Genomic DNA, 21,714 nt, shown 5'->3' on the forward strand with positions numbered 1-21,714 from the left:
ACGTCATTGCTTCGAGGCTGCGTCGTCGGACTCGCCATGGCCCTGATGTGGCCGCTGTCCGTGCGGGCCCAGATGGCACATCAGCACGGATCGGACGCAGCATGCGAGGGCACCGAGCTCCGATGCGCCACCAAGGTGACGCCGTTCTTCGCTGAAGACGGCAAGCTCTGGCTCGTCTGGATGGCCGGAGGACGGGTGTCGGTGGCGGGCTCGACCGACGGCGGGAAAACGTATTCCGCCGCCGTACCGGTCACCGAGCAGCAGCTCAATCTCGACTGGGGGCCCGATGCCCGTCCGAAGCTGGTGGTCGACGGCAAAGGCGTCATAGCGGTGGCGTTCTCGATCTTCCGCGACCAGGCGTTCAACGGGCAGGTGCTGTACTCCCGGTCGGAGGATGGCGGCAAAAGCTTCGCGGCGCCTCGTCCCATCACGCCAAACAACGAAAGCCAGCGCTTCGAGGCGCTGGCGCTGGACCAGGACGGCACCGTCTTCGTGGCGTGGCTCGACAAGCGCAATCGGGTGCCGGCGAAGGCCGCCGGGCGCGCCTACGAGGGCGCGGGATTGTTCTTCTCATCATCGCGCGATGGCGGCGCCACCTATGCCGAAGCGACGCTGGCCCAGGACAACACCTGCGAATGTTGCCGGCTCGGCGTTGCCTTCGCGGGGCCGGGACGTCCGGTCGTGATGTTCCGCAACATCTTCGAAGGCAGCGTGCGCGACCATGCGGTGGTCACGTTCAGCGACCTCGGCACCCCCGGCGAGGTCCACCGGGTCAGCACCGATGATTGGCAGATCAAGGCCTGCCCGCATCAGGGGCCGAGCCTGACCGTGTCGCCGGCGGGCACGTATCATGTCGCCTGGTTCACCAGCGGCAAGGTTCGCAAAGGGCTGTTCTACGCGCATTCGCGCGACGGTGGCCGGACGTTCTCGGAACCCATGGCGATCGGCCAGGCCGACCGCAATCCGACGCGGCCCTATGTGCTCGCGACCCAGGACAGCACGACGCTGGTGTGGAAGGAGTTCGACGGCGAGCGCACCACGGTGATGGGAATGCAATCGCGGGACGATGGCGAGACGTGGTCGAAGCCGCGCGCCCTTGCCAGCACGGACAATGCGTCGGATCACCCGCTGCTGGTCGCCCATGGCAGGCAGATCTTCCTGTCCTGGATGACCAAGTCGGATGGCTATCGGTTGCAGCCGATCGGAGATGAGTCATGAAACGCCCATTCGCCGCCCTTGCGATCTTTGGCCTCGTCGCCTTGACGGCGTCGAGCACCGCAGCACCGCCATCGCTCAAGCCGTTCGAGCGCGGCACCTGGCGCGAGGTGCTGCGGGCCCATGCGGGTCGTCCGACGCTGATCCATTTCTGGGGCGTCACCTGCGGCCCCTGCAAGATCGAGCTGCCGCAGCTCGGCAAGTTCATGTCCGATCATCCCGAGATCGACGTGGTCACCGTCAGCGCCGATTTGGTGCCGAACCTGAACGCTGCGACCCAGGCCATGCTGGACAAGGCCGGACTCACCACGGCGGAGAACTTCATCTTCAACGACGGATATGTCGAGCGTCTCCGGTTCGAGATCGATCCGTCCTGGCAGGGTGATATCCCGCGCACGATACTCGTGACCCGCGAGGGCGCGGTCTCGACCATCGAAGGCAGCGCCGAGATCGGCGATCTCGACAAATGGTCCTCGGAGCAGGGGCGGGGGCCCTAAGACGGCCGGGGCGCGGGGATCTTGCTCGGTCGCCCTGCGCGAGCCTCATCACGGCGACGTGCGCCGTTCATCCTCCACTTCAGCGGAACCGGTAAATTGATTGGGAATCCGGCGGCTTAGCCGCCTTTTTTCAAACCCAGCCTTGTGTTTTGCCGCCTGATCCGGTTTGACTGCGCCAGCCCGAACCGAATCTCGAAGGCCTCGCCCATGCGTCTGTCGCGGTTTTTCCTGCCCATTCTGAAAGAAAATCCGAAGGAAGCCGAGATCGTCTCGCACCGGTTGATGCTGCGCGCCGGCATGCTGCGGCAGGAGGCGGCCGGCATCTATGCCTGGCTGCCGCTGGGCTTCAAGGTGCTGAAGAAGATCGAGCAGATCGTGCGCGAGGAGCAGAACCGCGCCGGAGCGCTGGAACTGCTGATGCCGACATTGCAGCTCGCCGACCTCTGGCGCGAGAGCGGCCGCTACGATGCCTATGGCCCGGAGATGCTGCGTATCAGCGACCGCCACAAGCGTGAGTTGCTGTACGGGCCGACCAACGAGGAAATGATCACGGAGATCTTCCGTGCCTATGTGAAGTCCTACCGCAACCTGCCGCTCAATCTCTATCATATCCAATGGAAATTCCGCGACGAGCAGCGTCCCCGCTTCGGCGTGATGCGCGGCCGCGAATTCCTGATGAAGGACGCCTATTCGTTCGATCTCGACGAAGCTGGCGCGCGGCGTGCCTACAACAAGATGTTCGTCGCCTACTTGCGCACCTTCGCGCGCATGGGCCTGAAGGGCATCCCGATGCGCGCCGAGACCGGTCCGATCGGCGGCGATCTCAGCCACGAATTCATCGTGCTCGCGGAGACCGGTGAATCCGGCGTCTACTGCGACCGCGACGTGCTCGATCTGCCGATCCCGCCGGCGTCCGTCGACTATGACGGCGACCTGACCCCGATCATCAAGCAATGGACGTCGCTCTACGCGGCGACCGAGGACGTCCATGACGCGGCCCGGTTCGAGGCCGAGGTGCCGGCCGAGCGGCGGGTCCATACCCGCGGCATCGAGGTCGGCCAGATCTTCTATTTCGGCACCAAATATTCCGAGCCGATGAAGGCGCTGGTCGCCGGCCCCGATGGGGCGGAGGTCACCATCCATGGCGGCTCCTATGGCGTCGGCGTGTCGCGGCTGGCTGGTGCGATCATCGAGGCCTGTCACGACGAGGCCGGCATCAAATGGCCGGAGGAGGTCGCCCCGTTCCGTGCCGTCATCCTCAACCTGAAGCAGGGCGGCTCCGACACCGATGTCGCCTGCGAGCAGCTTTATCGCGATCTCCTCGCCAAGGGGGTCGACGTGCTTTACGACGACACCGAGCAGCGCGCCGGCGGCAAGTTCGCCACGGCGGACCTCATCGGCATCCCCTGGCAGATCATGGTCGGACCCAAGAGCCTCGCCGAAGGCAAGGTCGAGGTGAAGACCCGCAGCGACGGCGCCCGCCAGATGATGTCCCCCGCGGACGTCGTGGCACGGCTCGGCGGCGGGACATTGGCTGGCTGAGACGCGCGTTCGATCATCGGATTATCCACCGGGGCTGCCCGTCCCTTCAGGCCAATCCGGCCACATTCGGCCCGAATCATGGGATGATCGCACAATGGATGACGCCATGACCGAACCGGTGCAGACCACCACCCCCTTCGCTCCCTTCGAGTGGATGCTGTCGGGGCGCTATTTGCGTGCGCGCCGCCGGGAGGGGTTCATCTCCGTCATCGCGGGGTTCTCCTTCCTCGGCATCATGCTCGGCGTTGCCACCCTGATCATCGTGATGGCGGTGATGAATGGCTTCCGCAAGGAGCTGCTCGACAAGATCCTCGGTCTGAACGGGCATCTGCTGGTGCAGCCGCTGGAGTCGCCGCTCACCGACTGGAAGGACGTCTCCGAGCGGATCGCGCAGGTGCAGGGCATCCGACTTGCCGCGCCGGTGGTTGACGGACAGGGTCTGGGCTCGTCGCCATTCAATGCGTCAGGCGTGTTCATCCGCGGCATTCGCGCGCAGGACCTCACGAACCTGACGTCGATCGCCAAGAACATCAAGCAGGGTTCGCTGGAAGGTTTCGACGAAGGCCAGGGCGTCGCGATCGGCCGCCGGCTCGCGGACCAATTGTCGCTGCATGCCGGTGACAGCATCACCCTGGTCGCCCCGAAGGGCGCCGTGACGCCGATGGGCACCACGCCGCGCATCAAGCCCTACAAGATCGCGGCGGTGTTCGAGATCGGCATGTCGGAATACGACGCCAGCTTCGTCTTCATGCCGCTGGCCGAGGCGCAGGCCTATTTCAACCGCAACAACGACGTCACCGCGATCGAGATCTTCACCAGCAATCCCGACAAGGTGGAGGAGTTTCGCAAGACGGTCACCGAGGCGGCCGGCCGCCCGATCTTTCTCGTCGACTGGCGCCAGCGTAACTCGACCTTCTTCAATGCGCTGCAGGTCGAGCGTAACGTGATGTTCCTGATCCTGACCTTGATCGTGCTGGTCGCCGCGCTCAACATCGTTTCGGGACTGATCATGCTGGTCAAGGACAAGGGCCAGGACATCGCCGTGCTGCGGACCATGGGGGCTTCGCAGGGGGCGATCATGCGGATATTCCTGATCACCGGCGCCTCGATCGGGGTGGTCGGCACGCTCACCGGATTCGTCGTCGGCCTCCTGATCTCGATGAACATCGATTCGATCAGGAAGTTTTTGTCCTGGCTGACGAGCACCGATCTGTTTCCCAATGAACTCTATTTCCTGTCGAAGCTGCCGGCTGAGATCGATGCCGGCGAGACTGCGGCCGTTCTGATCATGGCCTTGACCCTGTCTTTCCTGGCTACGCTGTATCCATCCTGGCGCGCGGCCCGATTAGACCCGGTCGAAGCGCTTCGCTACGAGTGAGGCGCTGATGGACGAGCAGGGGGCCGAGGATGTGCCGGTCGTTTATCTCCACGAGATCAAGCGGCGGTACATGCAGGGTGAGCAGCAGCTGACCATTCTGGACGGCGCCAAGCTGGCGCTGTGGGCCGGTCAGTCGGTGGCGCTGGTGGCGCCGTCGGGCTCGGGCAAGTCGACATTGCTGCACATCGCGGGTCTCCTGGAGAGTCCCGACGAGGGCGAGGTCTATGTCGGGGGCGTGCCGACGTCGCAATTGACCGACATCGAGCGCACCCAGATGCGCAGGACCGACATCGGTTTCGTCTACCAGTCGCACCGGCTGCTGCCGGAGTTCACGGCGCTGGAGAACGTGATGCTGCCGCAAATGATCCGCGGCTTGAAACGGTCCGAGACGGTGAAGCGGGCGACCGAGATCCTGGCTTATCTCGGGCTCGGCGAGCGCATCAAGCACCGCCCGGCCGAGCTCTCCGGCGGCGAGCAGCAACGCGTCGCGATCGCGCGTGCGGTCGCCAATGCGCCGCGTGCGCTGCTGGCGGACGAGCCGACCGGCAATCTCGATCCTGGCACCGCCGATCACGTCTTTCACGCGCTGATGCAGCTCGTGAAGGCCACGCGGGTCGCGATGCTGATCGCGACCCACAACATGGAGCTGGCCGGCCGCATGGACCGGCGCGTCTCCATCGTCGGCGGCAAGGTCGTCGAGCTCGACTGAGTCCGGCCGCAGTCAGGGCCTGATCACCGTCATCTTGAACGGCTCGCGATGGGCGGCGGCATGGGCGACCGCGTCGTTGGCATGGTCGAGGTCGAAACAGGTCGGCTCGAACTGCGCGAGGTCGAGCAGTCCGGCCCTGATCAGTCCCACCATCTTCACTGTCGCTGTCGGCGGGCACATCCAAACGCCGCGGATGGTGATGCAGTCGCGCATGATCCAGGGATAGGGCAGCTCGAGCCCGGGGCCGCCGAGCATGCCGACTCCGCCCATCAACACCACGCGCCCATAGGGACGTACGGTCATCACGGCGGTCCGCACGACATTGGTCGTGACGGAGGGCGGCATGATGTCGAGCACGCAGTCGATCGGGCCGGGCGCGGCGCGCTTCATGCGCTCGGTGTCCTCGCTTTCATGGCCCGACAGCCTGACTGGATGGATGCGTGCGCCGAACCGGCGCTTGAGCTCGGCCAGCATGGCCTCGTTGCGACCGGGCGCCACGACCGCAGCGGCGCCCATGGCGAGCGCCACCGCGACTGCGGCGCTGCCGAACCTGCCGGTGGCGCCGCTGACCAGCACGGTCTCGCCCGCCTGCAGATTGGCGGCAAGAAAGCCGCCATAGGGCACGAGCAGGGTGCCGAGCGCGCACCACCGCGCCGCGTCGCGGGCATCGATGACACCGATCGGCTTGGCGTTCTCCGTTGGCAGCCGCATGCGCTCGGCGAACGAGCCGTGCCGGAAATGCCGTTGTAGCTTGAGCCCGCCCGGTCCGCGCGCGCTCAGGCCTTGCAGGGTTATGTCGGGGGCGAGCGCATTGTCACGTGAGCGCACCGTCGGATCGCAGAACACCCAGTCGCCAATCGCAAGATGCGTGGCATCGGGACCGAGCGCGCTGACCCTGCCGATGCCGCTCGTTCCCGGGATGACCGGCAGTTCCAGCAGATATTTGCGTTCTCCGCTGAACACTTCATTCGCATAGGACAGCACGCCGGCTGCGGCGATGTCGACGATCACCTCGCCGGTGCCGAGCACGGGGTCTTCGACATGCTCGATCTCGAGCGGCGATCCAAATCGTTTGAGCACTGCGGCCTTCATGATCTTCTCCATTTTCGCGATGGCGAGGCACCAGTCTGCCGGTCTATCCTACGCGCAAGAAGGCCTGGTATTATCCTAGGATTGAAGAAGCCCAGGCTGGGCGCACCGCCATCGGGGGCGAACCATGAGTGATCTCGGAGATGAGTGATCCAAGACATGCCGAACTCGGAAACTTCCTGCGCTCGCGGCGCGAGAAGCTGACGCCGCAGGCGGTCGGGCTCGCAGCCGGGCGGCGGCGACGCACCGCAGGGCTGCGGCGGGAGGAAGTAGCCGAGCTCGCTGGCATCGGCGTCGACTGGTACATCCGAATCGAGCAGGGCCGTGCGGTGAAGCCGTCCTCATCCACCATCGATGCGCTGGCGCGCGCCCTGCGCCTGAGCCGAACCGAGCATGCTCATCTCAAGGCGCTGGTGCGCGATCCTGCGCGCAAGCCGTTCGTGCGCGAGCAGGTGCCGCCCCGACTGCGCGAACTCGTGCAGAGTCTGAACCAGCCGGCCTACATCTCCGGACGGCGATGGGATGTGCTCGCCTGGAATGCGGCGGCGGACGAGATCTTCGGCTTCTCGCAACTCGCCGACGATGAGCGCAACACGTTGGTGCTGATGCTGTGCAAGCCCGGCGTGCGCCGGCTGTTCGGCGCGCAATGGAAGGAGCTGGCGCAACGCATGGTCGCGCAGTTTCGCGCGACCTATGATCTGTGGGCGGGCGATCCCGCCTTCGTCGATCTGATCGCGCGGCTGCGGCGTGGCAGCCGCGAGTTCGATGGCTTGTGGGCGGCGCACGACGTCAATGCGCTTGCTGCGGGCGAAAAGCTGCTCGAGCATCCGAAGAAGGGCCGCGTGAGGCTGCGATACGCGACCTTCCAGTCCAACGACGATCCCGCGCTGAAGTTGGCGATCTACTACACGTGATGACGATGCCGCTCCGGACGAGCGTGCATTCCGCGTCGGCCGGGAAGCACCACACATTCGTCCGCTTTGCGCATGATGATGCTACGCATTCGCAAGACTCGTCGTGCTGCCCTGAAGAATTCACGACTGAGACGTGACAGGGGTCGTTCCGTGACCGGGAGTTTCCCGATCACGATTTTGCCGTCGCTCGCATTGTGGCCATGGATGGACGCCGGCCACGACTCCTCCTTACATCTTATTAGTTGTTTGTTCATGTTGCCGGCAAAGCCTTGAAAAACAGGCATTTGCGTCCAATCCCATAAAAGCCGGAAAGAATGGTTCTGATCTGCACATCGGTTGATGTCGGCGGAGCGAATGCGGGTGGCATAGTCGCTTCGTCGCGCTGCATGTTTTTCGCACGGAACCAGGGGGCCTGGGGACTTTGGGACAGAAGCTACGGAGTTCGATGATGAAGACGCTTTTCGGCGCAACGGTGGGGCTCGGCGCAATCGCCGCGGCGACGTCTGCATTCGCAGCTGATCTTCCAATGAAGAAGGGGCCGTACACCAAGGCGCCGCCCGCCGTCGTGGCGACGGTGTATGACTGGAGCGGCTTCTATGTCGGCTTCAACGCCGGCGGAGGTTCCAGCCGGGATTGCTGGAATCTGGTTTCGAACGCCGGTGTGGCGGTGAACCCGGCAGCCAACCGCGAAGGCTGCTCCGGGGGCGGCGGCGCGGCCGTCGGCGGCCAGGTCGGCTACCGCTATCAGATGGCCAACTGGGTGTTCGGCGTCGAGGCGCAGGGCGACTGGGCGAATTTCAAGGGCACGAATCGCAACCTGATTCTTCCCAATGTCAGCGACCGTTCACGCACCAACGGCTTCGGCCTGTTCACCGGCCAGGTCGGCTATGCCTTCGACAACATTCTCGGCTATATCAAGGGCGGTGCCGCGGTCGTCGGCGATCGCTACGACACCTTCACCACGGGCACCAACGTGATGCTCGATCGCGCCAACACGACGCGTTGGGGCGGTACGATCGGTGCCGGCCTCGAATATGGCTTTGCGCCGAACTGGTCGGTCGGCGTCGAGTACGACCACATCTTCCTGGGCAACAAGAACCTGAACTTCGTCGCCGCGGCCGGCGCGCCCGCGATGACTCATCGCATCAAGCAGGATGTCGACATCGGGCTCGTGAAGCTGAACTACAAGTTCGGTCCGGGTTTCGGGATGATGCGCTGACGCAACGTCACCCTCGATTGCTCCGGTTCGTCGAAGCCGCGGCTTCGACGAACCTTCGATGGTGTGGCCTGAGACGGCGGCTCGCTGCGTCGAAGGCGGGGACGGGTCAGTCCTCTTCGAACACGAACGGGTTGGGGAACGGCGCGTAGGGATTCGGCGCCGGCGGACGCGGCCTGATCCGCTGCCTGTGCGGATACGGATAGGGCGTCGCGCGCGGGTCATTGCTGACACCGGCGAAATAGGGGTTCGCGATGCAGTTCAGCAGGCGTCCCGACGCCGTCGCCTGGCATTGCGCGTAAGTGTCGAAGGTGCAGTGGCTCAAGCCCGGAAACTCATCACCCTGCAGACAGAACGCATGCCTGACACCGACGGCGTGAGCCGGCGCATGGGTTGCGACCACGAGGCCGGCTGCAGCCAGGGCCGCAAATAAAACCTCACGCATCAACGATCTCCCTTCATCCCTTGATGACCAGAACGCGCGCGCTTCATGGCGAAGCGCCGGCGCGACGGCCCTCACGCGTGTGTAGTCGGTCGGCCCTCGATTGCAAGCTGGAAAGTTCCATCAACACACTGTGATTAAAGATTAATTTCCTAACATGTCTCGTGGCCTTTCAGCAGCGAGCTGTGACCGAGCGGCTACAGCAATTGTGGCGCAGATCGGTAAGAGGTGCGGCTGGCCTGGGGGCCAAATGAGACGAGACTGGACCTGTGATGAAGAAACTTCTGTTGACGACGACGGCGCTCGTGGTGCTGGCCTCGCCGGCGCTTGCCGCGGATCTCGCTGCGCGTCCCTACACGAAGGCACCGCCGCCGGTGATGGCTGCGATCTATGACTGGAGCGGCTTCTACATCGGCGCGAACGGTGGCGGCGGCTGGAGCGAGAACACCTGGGATCTGGTCGGCGGCGGCCGCGAGGGTTCGCATGATGCATCCGGCGGCACCGTCGGTGGCCAGGTCGGCTATCGCTGGCAGATGGGCCAGATCGTGTTCGGCGTCGAGGCGCAGGGCAACTGGGCCGACCTCACCGGCGACAATCAGAGCGCGCTGTTCGGAACGCGTAACCGCACCAAGACCGATGCGTTCGGCCTGTTCACCGGCCAGGTCGGCTACGCCATCAACAACGTGCTGCTCTACGCCAAGGGCGGCGCGGCCGTGACCAGCAACAAGTACACGATCACCAATGCGGCGACCGGCGCGTTCCTCGCCTCCAACGACGACACGCGCTGGGGCGGCGTGGTCGGTGCCGGCGTCGAATACGGCTTTGCGCCGAACTGGTCGCTGGGCGTCGAGTACGACCATCTGTTCATGGACCGCCAGACCGTCAGCTTCGGCGCGCTCGGCTCCGACAGCATCAAGCAGGACGTCGATCTGTTCACCGCCCGCCTGAACTACCGCTTCGGCGGCCCGGTCGCGACGCGGTACTGAGTCGATCCTCGCTCGATCGGCGGATTGGAAAGCCCCGGCGTTCGCGCCGGGGCTTTTTGTTTGCGGAGGCGGGTTAACCATTTGCTGTGCCGGCGCGGCGATGAGCCGATCAGCGCGCTTGACCTGAGAACAGAAAAGGAACATTGTTCTTCATATGTTCTGACTCAGGGAGGTCCCGATGCTGAAGGTTTTCGTTCAAGAAGCCGCCGCGCTGGCGTCGATCACGCTGTTCGTCGGCATGATCGCGCTCTGGGCGCAAATCATTCCACAGCTTTAGTTTTCCGAGCGCAGCGGCTGGGGACAAGGCAGGCGAGGGCGCCGGACTCGCCGGAGGTCGTCCGATATGATGCGGAGCGAGTCGGTCGGGGTCGGGGGCATGGCGGTTCATGACTTCGAGCCAAGCCCAAGGCTTGGCCCCGCACCGTGATCTCGGAACAAGCCCCAGGGAAGCTGCAAGGCGAGCATGTCCAGCGCCGGATTCGTCCATCTCCACGTCCATTCCGCCTATTCGCTGCTGAAGGGCTCGATCAAGATCGGCAAGCTCGGCGAACTCGCCAAGGCCGACCGCCAGCCGGCGCTGGCGCTGACCGACACCGACAACATGTTCGGTGCGCTCGAATTCTCCGACAAGATGGCGAGCTATGGCATCCAGCCGATTGCCGGCTGCGAGCTCGCCATCGATTTCGGCGACATGGACCCGAATGCCCGCAATGCCGGCGCGGTCGCGCAGCCCTCGCGAATCGTCCTGCTCGCCGCACGCGAGGAGGGCTACCGCCACCTGATGCGGCTGAACTCGCGCGCCTTCCTGGAGACGCCGACGCACCAGGCGCCGCACATCAAGTTCGAGTGGCTGAACGAGGGTGTCGATGGTCTGATCGCGCTCACGGGCGGGCCCGATGGGCCGATCTCGCTCGCGATCCAGCACGACATGGCGGCACTTGCGACGCAGCGCTGCGAGCGGCTGGCAAGCCTGTTCGGCGACCGCCTCTACATCGAGCTGCAGCGCCACGGCGTCGACCGCGAGCGCCGCGTCGAAGGCGGCCTGATCGATATCGCCTATGGCAAGGGCCTGCCGCTGGTCGCGACCAACGAGCCGTATTTCGCGACCGCCGACGACTACGAGGCGCATGATGCGCTGCTGTGCATCGCCGGCGGCCATCTGATCGCCGACACCGAGCGCGTGCAGCTGACGCCGGATCACCGCTTCAAGACCCGTGCCGAGATGGCGGTGCTGTTCGCCGACCTTCCGGAGGCCTTGGCCTCGACGGTCGAGATCGCCGAGCGCTGTTCGTACCGGCCGCGGACGCGCAAGCCGATCCTGCCGTTCTTCACGGTCGGCGCCGGCACCGGCAGCGATGCCGTGGACGCCGCCAGCGCCGAGGCCGCCGAGCTGAAGCGACAGGCGGAGGAGGGTCTGGAGCGGCGCCTCAAGGTGCACGGCATGGCGCCGGGCATGACCGAGGAGGACTATCAGAAGCGGCTCGCCTTTGAGCTCGACGTCATCATGCGCATGAAGTACGCGGGCTACTTCCTGATCGTGTCGGACTTCATCAAATGGGCCAAGGCGCACGGCATCCCGGTGGGACCGGGGCGCGGCTCCGGTGCAGGCTCGCTGGTCGCCTGGGTCTTGACCATCACCGACCTCGACCCGATGCGGTTCGCGCTGCTGTTCGAGCGCTTCCTCAATCCCGAGCGCGTCTCGATGCCGGACTTCGACATCGACTTCTGCCAGGACCGCCGCGGCGAGGTGATCTCCTACGTGCAGCAGCGCTACGGCCGCGACCAGGTGGCGCAGATCATCACCTTCGGCACGCTGCAGGCGCGCGGCGTGCTGCGCGACGTCGGCCGCGTGCTGCAGATGCCCTACGGGCAGGTCGACAAGCTCACCAAGCTGGTGCCGCAGAATCCGGCCGCGCCGGTGACGCTCGCCGCCGCGATCGAGGGCGAGCCGAAGCTGCAGGCCTTCCGCGACGAGGACCCGGTGGTGGCGCGCGCCTTCGACATCGCGATGCGCCTCGAAGGCCTGACGCGGCATGCCTCGACCCACGCCGCCGGCATCGTCATCGGCGACCGGCCGCTGAGCGAGCTGGTGCCGATGTATCGCGATCCAAAATCGGACATGCCGGTCACCCAGTTCAACATGAAGTGGGTCGAGCCCGCCGGCCTCGTCAAGTTCGACTTCCTCGGCCTGAAGACGCTGACCGTGCTCGACGTCGCCGTGAAGCTGCTGAAGCAGCGCGACGTCCACGTCGATCTCGCGACCCTGCCGATCGACGACGCGCCGAGCTATCAGATGCTGGCGCGGGGCGACGTGGTCGGCGTGTTCCAGGTTGAAAGCCAGGGCATGCGGCGTGCGCTGATCGACATGCGCCCGGACCGCTTCGAGGACATCATCGCGCTGGTGGCGCTGTATCGTCCCGGTCCGATGGCCAACATCCCGACCTACTGTGCCCGCAAGCACGGCGAGGAGGAGCCGGAATATCTGCACCCGATCCTGGAGCCGATCCTGAAGGAGACCTTCGGCGTCATCATCTACCAGGAACAGGTGATGCAGGTCGCGCAGCAGATGTCCGGCTATTCGCTCGGCGAGGCCGACCTCCTGCGGCGCGCCATGGGCAAGAAGATCCGCGCCGAGATGGACAAGCAGCGCGTCCGCTTCGTCGAAGGCGCCGTCAAGAACGGCGTGCCGAAGGACCAGGCCGACACGATCTTCGACCTGCTCGCCAAATTCGCCGACTACGGCTTCAACAAGTCGCACGCGGCCGCCTATGCGCTGGTGTCCTACCACACCGCCTACATGAAGGCGCATTATCCGGTGGAGTTCATCGCGGCGTCGATGACGCTCGATCTCAACAACACCGACAAGCTCTCTGAATTTCGTACCGAGGCGCAGCGCCTCGGCATCAAGGTCGAGCCGCCGTCGATCAACCGCTCGGGGCCGACCTTCGAGGTCAGCGGCAACACCATCTTCTACGCGCTCGCCGCGCTCAAGGGCGTCGGCCCGCAGGCGATCGAGATGATCGTCGAGGCCCGCAACAAGGGCGGCCCGTTCACCTCGCTCGCCGACTTCGCCTCTCGCGTCAATCCGCGCGCGATCAACAAGCGCATCATCGAGACGTTGGCGGCGGCCGGTGCGTTCGACGTGCTCGACAAGAACCGCGCCCGCGTGTTCGCCGGCGCGGACGCGATCGTCGCCGCCTGCCAGCGCGCGCACGAGGCCGCCACCTCCGGCCAGAACGACATGTTCGGCAACGCCGCCGATGCGCCCGCGATCATCCTGCCGAACATCGAGAACTGGCTGCCGGCCGAGCGTCTGCGGCGCGAATATGATGCGATCGGCTTCTTCCTGTCGGGCCATCCGCTCGACGACTACGCGGCGGCGCTGAAGCGCCTGCGCGTGCAGAGCTGGGCCGAGTTTTCGCGTGCGGTGAAGACCGGCGCGACCGCGGGCAAGGTTGCCGCCACCGTGGTGTCGCGCATGGAGCGGCGCACCAAGACCGGCAACAAGATGGGCATCATGGGTCTGTCGGATCCGACCGGCCATTTCGAGGCCGTGCTGTTCTCTGAGGGCCTCGCACAATATCGCGACGTGCTCGAGCCGGGCGCGGCGGTGCTGCTGCAGCTCGGCGCCGAGCTGCAGGGCGAGGATGTCCGCGCGCGGGTGCTGCATGCCGAGCCGCTCGATGATGCCGCCGCCAAGACGCAGCGCGGATTGCGCATCTTCCTGCGCGACACCAAGCCGCTCGATTCCATCGTCAAGCGCCTGCAGGGGCCGGAAGGTGCCGCGGTCAATGGCAACGGGGCGATCGCCAAGAGCGCCGCGCCGCCGTTGGCGCCCCGCACCGCAGCAGGCGAAGGCGAGGTGTCGCTGGTCATGATGCTGGACCTCGAAACCGAGGTCGAGATGAAACTGCCGGGGCGCTTCAAGGTTTCGCCACAAATCGCAGGTGCCATCAAGGCGGTGACCGGCGTGGTCGACGTGCAGCAGCTGTAATCGAGGCGATCGTTCCGCTGGAGCGGCTGCGTTCGGCGATCTTGCTGGTCGAACGGGGGGACGAGGAACAAAAAAGCTGCGCGCGGGCTGTACGGACATGCCTCCGTTCAACCGCGGTTCAGCCATTCTCCCGCTGAATCCGCGGCGGGTGCCTCGAAGGGGCTTGAACCATGCGCTTGACCAAGATCACCGCGAAGATCGTCCTGAGTGTCTCGCTCTGCCTGCTCGCCTTGGCGGCCTTGCCGCGGCTTGCCGCAGCGCAGCAGCCCGGCGCCGAAAAGCGTATCGCTCTGGTGATCGGCAACGGGGCCTATGCCAAGGGCCCGCTGGCGACGGCGGCCAACGACGCCGGTCTGATCGCGCAGACGCTGCAGGCCGCGGGCTTCGATGTGGTCGGCGCGCGCGATCTCGATGCCGACACGCTGCGCAAGAGCTTTCGCGATTTCATTCACAAGGCCCAGTCAGCCGACACCAACACCGTCGCGATGGTCTATCTCGCCGGCTACGGCATGCAGCTCGCCGGCGAGAACTATTTTCTTCCCGTCGACGCCAACATCGGCAGCGACGTCGACATTCCGACCGAAGGCCTGCGCCTCAGCGACTACATCCGCCAGCTTGCGGCGACGCCGGTGAAGGCCAGCGTGGTGGTGCTCGATGCCGCCCGCCAGCAGCCCTTCATCGCCAGCGGTCCGGCGATCGCCGGCGGCCTGGCGCTGGTCGAGCCCGATGCCAACATGCTGATCGCCTTCAATGCGGCGCCGGGCACGATCGCGCCGAACGAGACCGGCGCCTACGGCGTCTACGCGCGCTCGCTCGCGGAGATGATCCGCACCGGCGGCCTGTCGCTGCCGGAGGTGTTCGACCGGCTGCGGCTGCGCGTCAACGAGGAGACCAAGGGCGCGCAGGTGCCGTGGGATGCGCAGAAGATCCAGGCCGCCTTCACCTTCTTCGAGCGGGCGCCGGACGCGCCCGCCACGCCGGATTCGCCGGAGCAGACCGCGGCGCTGCGCTCGCGCCCGATCCGCGAGCTGCCGGTGCAGGAGGCCTATGCCGCGGCGCTGGAGCGCGACACGCTGCAGGGCTATGAGGATTTCATCGCCGCCTATCCGAGCGACCCGCTGGCGCGGCGCGTGCGCGCCCTCGTCGCCGCTCGCCGCGAGGCGCTGACCTGGCGACGGACGTTTCGCACCGACAGCCCTGAGGCCTATTGGTCCTACCTGAAGCGCTATCCCTATGGCGCGCATGCCGAGGACGCCCGGCGGCGGCTGGCGATGTTGTCGGCACAGCCGGCGCCGCCGCCGACCTTCGCGATGATCGAATATGACGTGCCGCCGCCGCCGCTCGACGAGGTGATCTATGTCGAACGTCCGGTGCTGCTGTTCTCGGATCCCGAATTCGATTTCGTGCCGCCGCCCCCGCCGCCGGTCTACATCCTGCCGCCGCCTCTGCCGGAGTTCGTGGAGCTGCCGCCGCCGTTCGCTCCGGTCGGCCTGTTCATCCTGCCGCGGCCGGTGTTCGTGCCGATCCCGGTCTATGTCCGGCCGCCGGCTTTCGTTGCCCCGCCGCCGAACAACATCATCTACCAGAACATCCACAACCCGACCGTCATCAACACCGTGATCAATCGTCCGGCGCCGCCGGCCGCGCCGATCACTGCCGGCCCCGCGGCCGTGACGACGCCGGCCGTGGCGGTGGCACCGGCCTTGCCGCCGGCCGTCGCGCAGCGCGCCACGCTGATCCAGCAGGGCAAGGTCCCGCCGCCGGGAGGACCGCTCACCAATCCCACGGTCCGGCCCGGTGCAGCACCGGCCATTCAGGCCAACGCTCCGCCGGGCGGACCCTCGCCCGCCATGACGGGACCCGGGCAGGGGCATGCCAATGTCAATCCGCTGCCGGTGCCCGGTCGCGGTGGTCCGCCGGTGCCACCATCGGTTCAGGCTCCTAGTCTGCGCCAGCCGGCACCGGCATCGCCCTCTGCCGCGCTGCCACCGCCCGCGCGCCAGGATCTGCGCGCGAACCGCACGCCGCCGGGCGCAGTCGTGCCGCCGCCCGCAAGGCCATCGGTGACGCCGTCCCGTCAGGTCATGCCGTCAGCCGCTCCGCGCGGGCCTGAGGTGAGCCCGCGCATTCAGCAGGCGACGCCACCGCAGATCCAGCGCCGCCCGCCGCCACCACCGGCGACGGCGCGTCTGAGCCCGCCACCGGCGCCGCCACGACCGCCGGTTGCACCGATGGTTCGGGCGGCTCCGCCACCTCGGCCGGCGCCGCCGCCGCCGCAAGTCATGCGTCCGTCCGCTCCGCCACCGATGGCGCGTCCTGCGCCTCCACCGCAGATGGCGCGTCCCAGTCCGCCGCCGATGGCCGCCGTGGCCCGGCCAGCGCCGCCACCGCCGCCGATGGCACGGCCCGCGCCGCCGCCGCCACGTCCGGCGGCCCCGCCGCCGGGCAAGAGATGTCCGCCGAACGTCCCGCATTGCTGAGCCGCGGCGCGTTGGCCTGAGGTCGGCGCGGTTGCAACATCGGCCTGTTTTCGATATGGCCGGACCGCCGGACTGATCGATCGTGGGCGCAGGACGTCGGCGGCCGACGACGTGTTGCGGGGGCATCAGTGATATCAGCGTTTGTCGGGACCTTGCGCACGCTGTCTTTGCGAAGCTCAATCATGGCCGCGCTTTGCGGCGTCGGTATCGCCGGCCTGCCATCGCCAAGCGATGCTCAAGCGCTGCCGGGCGCCGAAGCCGTCTATGCCTCGGCGCCGCCGCGCCTGCTCCAGATCCGCACGCTCGTGGCCGATGCCGGCCGCCAGACCTCGACCGGATCCGGCTTTCTGGTCTCCGCCGACGGGCTCGCGGTCACGAACTATCACGTTGTGTCGGATGCAGCACTCGAGCCGAAGACATACCGGCTCGAATATACGGGAGCCGATGGCACGCAGGGCGGCGTCACGTTGCTCGCTGTCGACCTGCCCAACGATCTCGCGCTCGTTCGCGTCGACAAGCAGAACGCGCCGTTCTTTTCGTTCGACAAGGCCGCGCTCGACGGCAGCCTGCCGAAAGGCGAGCGGCTCTATTCGCTCGGCAACCCGCTCGACCTCGGCTTCACCATCATCGAGGGAACGTATAACGGTCTCGTCGAGCACAGCTACAACGATCACATCCATTTCACCGGCGCGCTCAATCCCGGCATGAGCGGCGGGCCCGCGGTGAATGCGCAAGGCCAGGTGGTCGGCATCAACGTCGCCACGCGCCGCGGCGGCCAGCTCATCAGCTTCCTGGTGCCCGCCCGCTTCGCGGCCGCGCTCCTGGCGCGCGGCCAGGACGCCAGGCCGGCCGCGGCCGATCTGCGCAAGGACGTGATCGCGCAGCTTACGAGCTGGCGTGGAGCGCTCTACAAGTCGCTGGGCGAGGAGGGCTTCCGCGATCGGGTGTTCGGGTCCTATCAGGCGCCGGAGACGCGCGCGGGCTGGTTCGAATGCTGGGCGAGCACCAATGTCAGCGCATCGCCGAAGCCGCGCGCCAGCATCAATTCGACCAGTTGCAAGGCCGAGGCCAGCGTCTATGTCGCCTCCGACCTCAACACCGGCGTGGTGGAGGTCAGCCACTCCTACGCGAAATCGATCGACCTCAATCAATTCCAGTTCGCGACCGTGCTGACGCAGCTGGCGCAGCCGCGACTCACCCAGGGCGGTTCTTTTCGCAAATGGTACACGCCGCAGCATTGCCATGCCGATTTCGTCGGCGTGACGCCGGCGGCCGCTCATCCGTCGCTACGCGTGCTGTGGTGTGCGCAGGGCTATCGCGAGTTCGACGGCCTCTATGACGTCGTGCTGGTCGCGGTGACGCAGGACCATGCCGACGAGGCGCTGGTGTCGCGGCTGAACCTGCAGGCGATCGCCTATGACGACGCCTTGCGCCTCGGCAAGAGCTTCCTCGAACGCCTGCAGGTCGCACGATGATCTGGATCGAGATCCTCTCCAAGCATCGCGACGTCGCCGGCCGCTTCCGCGTCGATGCCGCCGAGATCAGCATCGGCCGCGGCTACGACAATCACGTCATCCTCGACGATCCCTATGTCGCCGCGCGCCATGTGCGAATTTTCCGCGACGGCGAGGGGCGCCTGGTCGCCGAGGATCTCGGCAGCGCCAATGGCCTCTTTCTCGATCGCGGCAAGAGCCGGAAGCCGCAGCTCGTCCTCGACGGCGCCAAGCCGATCCGGATCGGCCAGACGCTGCTTCGGATCCGCGACGCCGGCCATGCCGTCGAGCCGGAGCGGCTCGCGGGCTCCGAACGCGGGGCGCTGCCGATCATCGCCGCGATCGCCCTCGGTGTCGTCCTGCTCGCGATCAACGCGGTGATGACCTGGTTTGCGCAGACCTCCGAGGCGCATCTGTCCGATTATCTTGTGCCGACCGTCACGATGATCGGGGTGGTCGTCGCATGGGTTGGCGTCTGGGCGCTGCTGGCGCGGCTGTTTTCCGGCCGCTCGCATTTTCTGCGCCACCTCCTGATCGCGCAGGCGGGTCTGATTGCGTTCTGGGTCTACAGCGAGTTCGCCCAGATTGCCTCGTTCGCCCTGACCTGGAGCGCTGTCTTCACCTACGGCTACGTCGTTTCGTGGATCGTTCTCGCCGCGACCTGCTTGCTGCATCTGCGTGAGGTCGGACGCACCCATATGCTCGCCAAGGGCCTGGTGGTCGGCCTTTTGCTGGTGGTCGCGATCGCGATCCAGACCGTGCAGCGGTCGGAGGCGTTGGCGAATTCCGGCCGTCCCAATGTCAGCCACGTGCTGATGCCGCCGTCCCTGCGCCTGGTCCCGGTGCAGGACGAGCAGACCTTCTTCGAAGACGCCGCGCGGCTGAGGGCGAAGCTCGATGCCGACCGCGCCGCGCTGGCCCCGGCCGGTGTGGAGCGCTGATCACAGTTCCACTGTCTTTGCTCCCGGAGGTTGAAAGTTCCCTGGTTCCCGTCATAGCCTCGAACCCCGGGTTTCTACGGGGAGGGGGCAATGAACAGGCGAGCGCTGCTGGGATTGGGAGCGGCATTTCTGGTATCAGGATGCCTGACAGGCAAGGAAGGCACCGAATACGCTGTGGTGTCACAGAAGATCGGGGCACCGCGTGCCGGGCAGTCCCGCATCATCATCATGAGCTTGAAGGATGCCTGGCTGGACCGGACCACGTGCGACGCCAAGGTCGACGGCGTCGCGCTGAGTCGCCTGATCCCCGGAACCTATGTCTACGTCGACCGTCCGGCCGGTCCGCACCACCTCGTCGCCACCCAGACCCTGTTCCCAGGCGACTCGGTGCTCGATTTCAACACCGAGCCGGGGCGGACCTATTTCTTCTCGATCAGGCCCAGTGATCGGTCCAGGGCCATGCAGGGCGGCGGCATGGCGTTCGGCCTGCTCGGCATGGGCGTCATGGCCGCGGCCTCGTCGGGCGCTGACAACAAGGGCCCGGTCGACTTCGTTCCGCTGCAGGAGGGGCAGGCCCGGACGGCGATGGTCGAGCTTCTGCAGGCCGAATGAGCCCATTTTCCTTGCGTTGCGCCAAAATCCGGCTATATAGCGCGCCATCTCACACGGAAACTTGGCTCTCCTAGAGGGCGTCCGGTGGCAAGCCGGGCCTTGACGGCCCGTTTTTGCTCACGCGTTTCCGGAGGAATCAACCGGAGAATATCCAATGGCGCTGCCTGAATTCACGATGCGTCAGCTGCTCGAAGCTGGCGTGCACTTTGGTCACCAGTCTCACCGCTGGAATCCGAAAATGGCCGATTTCATTTTCGGAGCCCGCAACAACATCCACATCATCGATCTCGCCCAGACCGTGCCGCTGCTGCACACGGCGCTGCAGGCCGTCAGCGACACCGTCGCCAAGGGCGGCCGCATCCTGTTCGTCGGCACCAAGCGCCAGGCGCAGGACAACGTGGCCGATGCAGCCAAGCGCTGCGCGCAGTATTTCGTCAATTCGCGCTGGCTCGGCGGCACGCTGACCAACTGGAAGACGATCTCGGCCTCGATCAAGCGCCTGCGTCATCTCGACGAGGTGCTGTCCTCGGGCGAAGCCAACTCCTACACCAAGAAGGAGCGGCTGACCCTGCAGCGCGAGCGCGACAAGCTCGACCGCTCGCTCGGCGGCATCAAGGACATGGGCGGTCTGCCCGACATGATCTTCGTGATCGACACCAACAAGGAAGACATCGCGATCCAGGAGGCCCAGCGCCTCAAGATCCCGGTGGCCGCGATTGTCGACACCAATTGCGATCCGAAGGGCATCACCTATGTCGTGCCCGGCAATGACGACGCCGGCCGCGCCATTTCGCTGTACTGCGACCTGATCGCGCGGGCCGCCATCGACGGCATCTCGCGCGCGCAGGGCGAGCTCGGGATCGACGTCGGCGCCTCGGCGGCTCCGCTCGAGGAAGATCTTCCGGCTGCGTCCACTTCGACGTTCCAGGGTCTGCCTGGTCCGCGCGGCACCGCCGATGATCTCAAGAAGCTCACCGGCGTGTCCGGTGCGATCGAGAAGAAGCTCAACGACCTCGGCATCTTCCACTACTGGCAGCTCGCCGAGCTCAACCACGACACCGCGCACCAGATCGGCGAAGAAGTCGGTCTCCCGAGCCGGGCCGATGCCTGGGTCGCGCAGGCCAAGTCGCTCGCCGACGCGTAAGACGACACAACACCATTCTGGCCGGCGTCTCACGCCGGCCATCGCGACTGAGATAGGTTTTTCCTGGCAGCGGGCGGCGACGAGCCATCCGCTGCGTCGCGCTTTGGACAGGCAAAAGGACGTTCAACGATGGCTAATATCACCGCAGCGATGGTGAAGGACCTGCGCGAGTCGACCGGCGCGGGCATGATGGACTGCAAGGCCGCGCTCACCGAGAACGGCGGCGACATGCAGGCCGCGCAGGATTGGCTGCGCAAGAAGGGCCTGTCGAAGGCCGCCAAGAAGGCCGGTCGCGTTGCGGCCGAGGGCCTGATCGGCGCGCTGACCTCCGGCAAGAAGGGCGTGGTCGTCGAGGTCAATTCCGAGACCGACTTCGTCGCCCGCAACGAGCACTTCCAGGGTTTGGTCAAGATGATTGCCCAGGTCGCGCTCGACGTCGGGGCCGACGTGGAGAAGATCAAGGCCGCCAAGGTGGGCAGCATCACGGTCGAGGCCGCGATTGCCGATTCGATCGCCACCATCGGTGAGAACCAGACGCTGCGGCGTGCGGCTTCGCTCGAAGTGAGCCAAGGCGTCGTGTCGAGCTACGTCCATGGCGCCGTCATCGAGGGTGCCGGCAAGCTCGGCGTGATCGTGGCGCTGGAGTCGCCCGGTAAGACCGACGAGCTCGCCGTGCTCGGCCGTCAGCTCGCGATGCACGTCGCCGCGGCCAATCCGCAGGCGATCGATGCGGCGGGTCTCGATCCGGAGCTCGTCAAGCGCGAGAAGGACGTGCTCGCCGACAAGTATCGTCAGCAGGGCAAGCCGGAAAACGTGATCGAGAAGATCGTCGAGTCCGGTCTGAAGACCTACTACAAGGAAGTCACCCTGCTCGAGCAGGCCTTCATCCACGACAGCGGCAAGTCGGTCGCGCAGGCGCTGAAGGAAGCCGAAGGCAAGGTCGGCGGTCCGATCAAGGTTGCCGGTTTCGTCCGCTATGCCCTCGGTGAGGGTATCGAGAAGGAAGAGACCGACTTCGCTGCCGAAGTCGCCGCCGCCAGCGGCAAGAAGTAACGACTGAGC

17 protein-coding genes are annotated in these 21,714 nt (G+C 66.0%); 15 read left to right on the forward strand and 2 right to left on the reverse strand.

Going from position 1 to position 21,714, the window contains the following annotated elements:
• The first annotated feature begins 36 nt into the window (after window positions 1-36).
• The 5 genes from ACQR13_RS19805 (at window position 37) to ACQR13_RS19825 (ending at window position 5,341) form a co-directional block, all read left to right on the forward strand.
• Window positions 37-1,218 carry an exo-alpha-sialidase gene (locus tag ACQR13_RS19805; RefSeq protein ID WP_434863230.1) on the forward strand — a complete coding sequence of 394 codons (1,182 nt, stop codon included), beginning with the start codon at window positions 37-39 and terminating at the stop codon, window positions 1,216-1,218.
• Window positions 1,215-1,712: a TlpA family protein disulfide reductase gene (locus ACQR13_RS19810; protein WP_434844843.1), complete on the forward strand. Its 498-nt coding sequence runs from the start codon at window positions 1,215-1,217 to the stop codon at window positions 1,710-1,712. The genes ACQR13_RS19805 and ACQR13_RS19810 overlap by 4 nt, the downstream gene beginning before the upstream one ends.
• 207 nt (window positions 1,713-1,919) lie before the next feature.
• Window positions 1,920-3,254, forward strand: coding sequence for a proline--tRNA ligase (gene proS / locus ACQR13_RS19815; protein WP_434841176.1), 1,335 nt, complete (start codon window positions 1,920-1,922; stop codon window positions 3,252-3,254).
• Window positions 3,255-3,348: 94 nt separating this feature from the next.
• A complete protein-coding gene (locus ACQR13_RS19820) occupies window positions 3,349-4,632 on the forward strand; it encodes a lipoprotein-releasing ABC transporter permease subunit (RefSeq protein WP_315711581.1) in 1,284 nt (427 codons plus the stop codon).
• 7 nt (window positions 4,633-4,639) lie between these two features.
• Window positions 4,640-5,341, forward strand: a complete 702-nt coding sequence (locus ACQR13_RS19825) for an ABC transporter ATP-binding protein (protein WP_231324716.1) — start codon at window positions 4,640-4,642, stop codon at window positions 5,339-5,341.
• A gap of 12 nt (window positions 5,342-5,353) precedes the next feature.
• Here ACQR13_RS19825 and ACQR13_RS19830 read toward each other — a convergent pair whose 3' ends face one another.
• Window positions 5,354-6,433: an alcohol dehydrogenase catalytic domain-containing protein gene (locus ACQR13_RS19830; RefSeq protein ID WP_315827156.1), complete on the reverse strand. Its 1,080-nt coding sequence runs from the start codon at window positions 6,431-6,433 to the stop codon at window positions 5,354-5,356.
• Window positions 6,434-6,573: 140 nt separating this feature from the next.
• On the opposite strand from ACQR13_RS19830, the gene ACQR13_RS19835 reads away from it, so the two are divergent.
• Window positions 6,574-7,344 (forward strand): helix-turn-helix transcriptional regulator, encoded by a 771-nt coding sequence (locus ACQR13_RS19835; protein ID WP_315827155.1) that lies wholly within the window; start codon window positions 6,574-6,576, stop codon window positions 7,342-7,344.
• A gap of 445 nt (window positions 7,345-7,789) precedes the next feature.
• The gene (locus ACQR13_RS19840; RefSeq protein WP_315711586.1) at window positions 7,790-8,563 is read left to right on the forward strand and encodes an outer membrane protein; all 774 of its coding nucleotides are present in this window, start codon (window positions 7,790-7,792) and stop codon (window positions 8,561-8,563) included.
• 106 nt (window positions 8,564-8,669) lie between these two features.
• On the opposite strand, the gene ACQR13_RS19845 is transcribed toward ACQR13_RS19840, so the two are convergent.
• The gene (locus ACQR13_RS19845) at window positions 8,670-9,005 is read right to left on the reverse strand and encodes a DUF3551 domain-containing protein (RefSeq protein WP_315711587.1); all 336 of its coding nucleotides are present in this window, start codon (window positions 9,003-9,005) and stop codon (window positions 8,670-8,672) included.
• Window positions 9,006-9,274: 269 nt separating this feature from the next.
• On the opposite strand from ACQR13_RS19845, the gene ACQR13_RS19850 reads away from it, so the two are divergent.
• The 8 genes from ACQR13_RS19850 (at window position 9,275) to tsf (ending at window position 21,705) form a co-directional block, all read left to right on the forward strand.
• Window positions 9,275-9,988, forward strand: a complete 714-nt coding sequence (locus ACQR13_RS19850) for an outer membrane protein (RefSeq protein ID WP_315750905.1) — start codon at window positions 9,275-9,277, stop codon at window positions 9,986-9,988.
• A gap of 463 nt (window positions 9,989-10,451) precedes the next feature.
• Entirely contained in the window at window positions 10,452-13,982 is a 3,531-nt protein-coding gene (gene dnaE, locus ACQR13_RS19855; RefSeq protein WP_316185787.1) for a DNA polymerase III subunit alpha, read from the forward strand.
• A gap of 170 nt (window positions 13,983-14,152) precedes the next feature.
• Window positions 14,153-16,462 (forward strand): caspase family protein, encoded by a 2,310-nt coding sequence (locus ACQR13_RS19860; RefSeq protein ID WP_434863126.1) that lies wholly within the window; start codon window positions 14,153-14,155, stop codon window positions 16,460-16,462.
• 182 nt (window positions 16,463-16,644) lie between these two features.
• Window positions 16,645-17,937, forward strand: a complete 1,293-nt coding sequence (locus ACQR13_RS19865) for a S1C family serine protease (protein ID WP_315711592.1) — start codon at window positions 16,645-16,647, stop codon at window positions 17,935-17,937.
• Complete coding sequence (locus ACQR13_RS19870) at window positions 17,934-18,896, forward strand: FHA domain-containing protein (protein ID WP_315711593.1); 963 nt, start codon at window positions 17,934-17,936, stop codon at window positions 18,894-18,896. The genes ACQR13_RS19865 and ACQR13_RS19870 overlap by 4 nt, the downstream gene beginning before the upstream one ends.
• Window positions 18,897-18,986: 90 nt before the next feature.
• Window positions 18,987-19,508, forward strand: a complete 522-nt coding sequence (locus ACQR13_RS19875; RefSeq protein ID WP_315711595.1) for a hypothetical protein — start codon at window positions 18,987-18,989, stop codon at window positions 19,506-19,508.
• A 154-nt stretch (window positions 19,509-19,662) separates the two neighbouring features.
• The gene (locus ACQR13_RS19880) at window positions 19,663-20,652 is read left to right on the forward strand and encodes a 30S ribosomal protein S2 (protein WP_315711596.1); all 990 of its coding nucleotides are present in this window, start codon (window positions 19,663-19,665) and stop codon (window positions 20,650-20,652) included.
• Window positions 20,653-20,781: 129 nt separating this feature from the next.
• The gene (gene tsf / locus ACQR13_RS19885; protein ID WP_315711597.1) at window positions 20,782-21,705 is read left to right on the forward strand and encodes a translation elongation factor Ts; all 924 of its coding nucleotides are present in this window, start codon (window positions 20,782-20,784) and stop codon (window positions 21,703-21,705) included.
• The last annotated feature ends 9 nt before the right edge of the window (window positions 21,706-21,714 follow it).

Origin of the sequence: Bradyrhizobium sp. HKCCYLRH3059 (genome assembly GCF_051168035.1) — a bacterium.
Classification (GTDB): Bacteria; Pseudomonadota; Alphaproteobacteria; order Rhizobiales; family Xanthobacteraceae; genus Bradyrhizobium.

Coding starts and splice junctions, on each gene's coding strand:
- ACQR13_RS19810 (WP_434844843.1), top strand. CDS start 1,215: ATGAAACGCCCATTCGCCGCCCTTGCGATCTTTGGCCTCGTCGCCTTG.
- ACQR13_RS19825 (WP_231324716.1), top strand. CDS start 4,640: ATGGACGAGCAGGGGGCCGAGGATGTGCCGGTCGTTTATCTCCACGAG.
- ACQR13_RS19875 (WP_315711595.1), top strand. CDS start 18,987: ATGAACAGGCGAGCGCTGCTGGGATTGGGAGCGGCATTTCTGGTATCA.
- ACQR13_RS19865 (WP_315711592.1), top strand. CDS start 16,645: ATGGCCGCGCTTTGCGGCGTCGGTATCGCCGGCCTGCCATCGCCAAGC.
- ACQR13_RS19880 (WP_315711596.1), top strand. CDS start 19,663: ATGGCGCTGCCTGAATTCACGATGCGTCAGCTGCTCGAAGCTGGCGTG.
- ACQR13_RS19835 (WP_315827155.1), top strand. CDS start 6,574: ATGAGTGATCCAAGACATGCCGAACTCGGAAACTTCCTGCGCTCGCGG.
- ACQR13_RS19820 (WP_315711581.1), top strand. CDS start 3,349: ATGGATGACGCCATGACCGAACCGGTGCAGACCACCACCCCCTTCGCT.
- proS (WP_434841176.1), top strand. CDS start 1,920: ATGCGTCTGTCGCGGTTTTTCCTGCCCATTCTGAAAGAAAATCCGAAG.
- ACQR13_RS19805 (WP_434863230.1), top strand. CDS start 37: ATGGCCCTGATGTGGCCGCTGTCCGTGCGGGCCCAGATGGCACATCAG.
- ACQR13_RS19860 (WP_434863126.1), top strand. CDS start 14,153: ATGCGCTTGACCAAGATCACCGCGAAGATCGTCCTGAGTGTCTCGCTC.
- tsf (WP_315711597.1), top strand. CDS start 20,782: ATGGCTAATATCACCGCAGCGATGGTGAAGGACCTGCGCGAGTCGACC.
- ACQR13_RS19845 (WP_315711587.1), bottom strand. CDS start 9,005: ATGCGTGAGGTTTTATTTGCGGCCCTGGCTGCAGCCGGCCTCGTGGTC.
- ACQR13_RS19840 (WP_315711586.1), top strand. CDS start 7,790: ATGATGAAGACGCTTTTCGGCGCAACGGTGGGGCTCGGCGCAATCGCC.
- ACQR13_RS19830 (WP_315827156.1), bottom strand. CDS start 6,433: ATGAAGGCCGCAGTGCTCAAACGATTTGGATCGCCGCTCGAGATCGAG.
- ACQR13_RS19870 (WP_315711593.1), top strand. CDS start 17,934: ATGATCTGGATCGAGATCCTCTCCAAGCATCGCGACGTCGCCGGCCGC.
- dnaE (WP_316185787.1), top strand. CDS start 10,452: ATGTCCAGCGCCGGATTCGTCCATCTCCACGTCCATTCCGCCTATTCG.
- ACQR13_RS19850 (WP_315750905.1), top strand. CDS start 9,275: ATGAAGAAACTTCTGTTGACGACGACGGCGCTCGTGGTGCTGGCCTCG.